Source organism: Okeania sp. SIO3B5 (assembly GCF_010692555.1).
Lineage (GTDB): Bacteria > Cyanobacteriota > Cyanobacteriia > Cyanobacteriales > Microcoleaceae > Okeania.
The window spans coordinates 1-4,297 of the sequence record NZ_JAAHHG010000701.1 but is presented as its reverse complement, the minus strand read 5'-3'; the positions used below and the strand labels follow the sequence as shown (position 1 = coordinate 4,297).

Below are 4,297 nucleotides of genomic sequence, written 5' to 3'. Positions count from 1 at the left end.
ACTTGCATCGCATCGATGTCGTAGGGAGGTAGTTGATTTTTCTTGTAAGGTGGTAGACGTTCGTGAGGGTCGCGATGTTTTTTTTTTGGCGCTTAGAAAAAGTGGGAGATGGGGAGATGGGGAGATGGGGAGATGGGGAGATGGGGAGATGGGGAGATGGGGAGATGGGGAGATGGGGAGATGGGGAGATGGGGAGATCAAGAAATATTTGGTAATGATTGAAGATGGAACATTTTTTTATACAGAATTAAACGGATTTTATATAATATCATGTCCGGATGATTAGCGATCAAAAACCTTATCCCTTTAAACTTTCCTTTCCTTTCTGCCTTCTGCCTTCTGCCTTCTGTCCTCTGCCTTCTGCCTTATTTAAGACTATTTAAACTGATCTTAAAGTGAAGCTGTTAATATACAATCTGTCCATTAAACATATATACAATTAGGAAGATTAATGACAGATCCACAACTCCAAGTATTAGGTACTTATGAAACAGGCGCTTTTGATGAAAGTGCGGCCGAAATTGTGGCTCACGACCCCAATACACAAAGAGTGTTTGTTGTCAATGGAAATGAGGCAACTATTGATGTCTTAGATATTAGCGATCCCACCAACCCCAATTTAATAAATCAAATAGATGCTTCCCCTTTCGGTGCAGGTGCTAATAGTGTTGCAGTTAATGACGATGGTATTGTAGCAGTAGCAGTTGAAGCTAACAACACACAAGACCCAGGGACAGTTGTCTTCTTCGATGCAGATGGGGATACTCTCAACCAAGTAACTGTGGGTGCATTACCAGATATGCTCACCTTTACCTCCGATGGCACAAAGGTATTAGTAGCAAACGAAGGAGAACCCAACGATGACTACAGCAATGACCCAGAAGGTTCCGTTAGTATTATCGACATTTCTGGTGGAGTACAAAATTTAACTCAGGCAGATGTCTCTACCGCTGATTTTTCTGATTTCATTGGTCGGGAAGAAGAATTGCGTAACAAAGGCGTTCGGATCTACGGTCCTGGGTCAAATGCAGCTCAAGACCTCGAACCAGAATTTATCGCTGTAGATGGTAACGACACCACAGCATTTGTCACTCTGCAAGAAAATAATGCTGTAGCAGTCGTAGATATTGAAAATGCCAACATTGTAGATGTTCTGCCATTGGGAGCAAAAGACTACAGTCGCGGTCTTCCCTCTCTGACACAATTTGAATTTTCCGACCTGCCAGTTTTGGGTACAACCGAAGGGGGTGATGATATTCTCCTGGGTGGTTTATCTGGACTATGGTATGAAGGCACAGATGATGACGGCAACCTACAATTTGTCACCGTACCCGATCGCGGACCTAACGGCGCACCCACAGACGTAGATGATGACGGCGATAACGAAAGACCATTTGCTCTGCCAGACTATCAAGCAAGAATTGTTCGTTTTACACTAGATGAAGGCAGTGACGAGATTGAAATTACTGATGAAATTCTCCTAAATAGGCAAGACGGTACAACTCCCATCACAGGTTTACCGAACATTCCTGAAATAGACGAAGAACCAGTAGACCTATTTGGCAACCTTCTAGACTATGACCCTTTTGGTGCAGACCTCGAAGGTATTGTCATCAATGATGATGGTACATATTGGACTGTAGATGAATATCGCCCCGCCATCTACCACTTTGATGTTGATGGGTCACTCATCGACCGCTTTATACCCGAAGGTACGGCCGCAGATGCAGGAGAAACAGAGGGAACATTTGGCACAGAAACCCTACCCGCAGAATATTCTAACCGTCGTCGCAACCGTGGTTTTGAAGCCATTGCCCTGGATACAGATGAAGATATTCTCTACAGCTTTATTCAAACACCTTTAGCAAATCCCGATCGCTCTGCATCTGACAACTCCAGCGTTATTCGGATGTTAGGTATCGACCCAGAGACTGGAGAACCCGTAGCAGAATATGTTTATTTGCTAGAAAAACCTGCTCTCAGCGATGAACTCAACCTAATAGTAGATAAAATTGGCGATGCCGTTTATGATGCTGAGGATGAAACATTTTATATCCTAGAGCGAGACTCTTCTACCACTGCCACAGGCCAAAAATTTATATTTGAAATTGACCTCACAGGAGCAACTAACTTACTCGCTGACGGTGCGCCAAGTTTACCAGAAGACACAACCCTAGAACAATTAACTGCAGATGAGTTAGCAGCATTAGACATCCAACCAGTTAACAAAACCAAGATAACTAACCTACCCTCCCTTGGTTACCTAGCAGGAGACAAAGCAGAAGGTTTATCACTTTTACCAGATGGGCGACTAGCAGTACTAAACGACAATGACTTCGGTCTCCTAGATGAGGAAATTCCTGGAGATGGTACTGTTCCTCTCAACCCAGAACCAGTGCCAGTAGTTTTAGGTCTAATTGATTTTTCAGAAAGTAATCAAATTGACCCTAGCGATCGCGATGATGGTATCAATTTAGGCAACTGGCCTGTTTCTGGTCTATTGCTACCAGATAGTATTGCTTCCTTCGTGGTAGAAGGTGAGACCTATTATGTAACAGCAGATGAAGGAGATGACAGGGAGTTTGATGCTCTTGACGAAGCAGTGCGGGTAGGAGATGAGGAATATGTACTCGACCCCGATGTTTTTGACGTTGCTGCACTAGAGGATGATGCTGCTTTAGGTCGTCTAACAGTAACAAATCAAAACGGCGATCTTGATGGTGATGGGGACTTCGACAAAATTTTCACCTCTGGCGGTCGGTCTTTCAGCATTTGGGATGCTGCGGGCAACCAAATATTCAACAGTGGGGATAGTATTGAAAAAATAACTGCAGCACAGTTCCCAGATAACTTTAACTCAAACCGAGATGAAAATACTTTTGATAATCGTAGCGACAATAGTGGTCCTGAACCCGAAGCTCTAACCACAGGAGTTTTAGGCGATAAAACCTATACTTTTTTTGGTCTGGAACGTATCGGGGGTATTATGGTTTATGATGTCAGCAACCCCACCAGTCCTGATTTTGTGCAATACATTAATAACCGCGACTTCTCTGTTGAATTTGATGTTGATGCAGATGAAGACCCAGACCCTACCCCAGAACAGTTGTCAGCAGTAGGAGATTTAGCACCGGAAGGACTTGCGTTTATTTCCCCAGAAGATAGTCCGAATGGGGAGGCGTTGTTAGTAGTTGCTAATGAAATTAGTGGTACTACTACTGTTTATGAGTTTAGCCCAGATCAGGATATTCCAGGAACTCCAGGTGATAATGACCTAGAAGGTGGTACGGGTGACGACAACATTGATGGTCTTGCTGGTAATGATACTCTCAGTGGTTTTGGTGGCAGCGATACTATTAGTGGTTCTGCTGGTGAAGATGATATTAATGGCAACCGTGGTGACGACCGTATTAGTGGCGGAGATGGTGATGACCGCGTTAATGGTGGTTTGGAAAATGATGTTATCTTTGGTAACAATGGAGATGATAATTTAATTGGGAGTCTTGGTAATGACCGGATGTTAGGAGGTAACGGAGAAGATACTCTCAGTGGTGGTCAAGGTCGCGATCGCATCAATGGTGGTGCGGATGATGATACTCTCACTGGTGGAGCAAGTATCGACCGCTTTATTTTTGCTGCCAATGATGAGTTTAGTCAGGCGAGTTTAGGGATAGATGAAATTACAGACTTTAACCCAGACTTAGATTTAATTCTGCTTGACTTAAGGACTTTCACAGAAATTACTACTACTGCAGGTGAGGATATTGGGGATGAGTTTGCAATAGTAGGAAGCAACGGTGATGCTGCTAGTAGTGAAGCGATCGTTGTTTATAATTCTAGTAATGGTGCTTTATTCTATAATGCTAATGGCAGCGATAGTGGTTTTGGAGATGGCGGTCAGTTTGCAACTTTGACTGGTACTCCAACTATATCAGCAGAGGATTTCGTAATTAGATAATATTAGGAAGGCAGAGGGCAGAAGGGATATAGCATTTTTCATAAAGATGAAGTACATTTACGATCCCCCTAAATCCCCCTTAAAAAGGCAGGGCTGTTTCAAAGTATTGTAGATTAACGATTTAAGGAGAACGGAAGATGAGGGGATAGTGGAACAGTGAAATTTGCCAAAATTTGCCGATTTTGAGCGCAAAGTACGCGTCTTTAAGCTCTAATATCATGTCCGGTAGCATCGGAGCGTGTATAAAATTAAGGTGAAAAAAGGAGAAAACCTTCTGCCTCCTGCCTCCTGCCTCCTGCCTTCCTTCCACCAAAGTCTAATTATTCAACCGGACATGAT

General features: G+C 43.4%; 1 protein-coding gene and 1 pseudogene. Both read left to right on the top strand.

Going from position 1 to position 4,297, the window contains the following annotated elements; translation table 11 throughout:
- Positions 1–286 (top strand): annotated as a pseudogene (locus F6K54_RS41155) (hypothetical protein); the annotation flags it as partial.
- Between the two features lie 165 nt (positions 287–451).
- On the top strand, positions 452–3,958 hold the full coding sequence (locus F6K54_RS41150) for an esterase-like activity of phytase family protein (protein WP_293090271.1): 3,507 nt from the start codon (positions 452–454) through the stop codon (positions 3,956–3,958).
- The last annotated feature ends 339 nt before the right edge of the window (positions 3,959–4,297 follow it).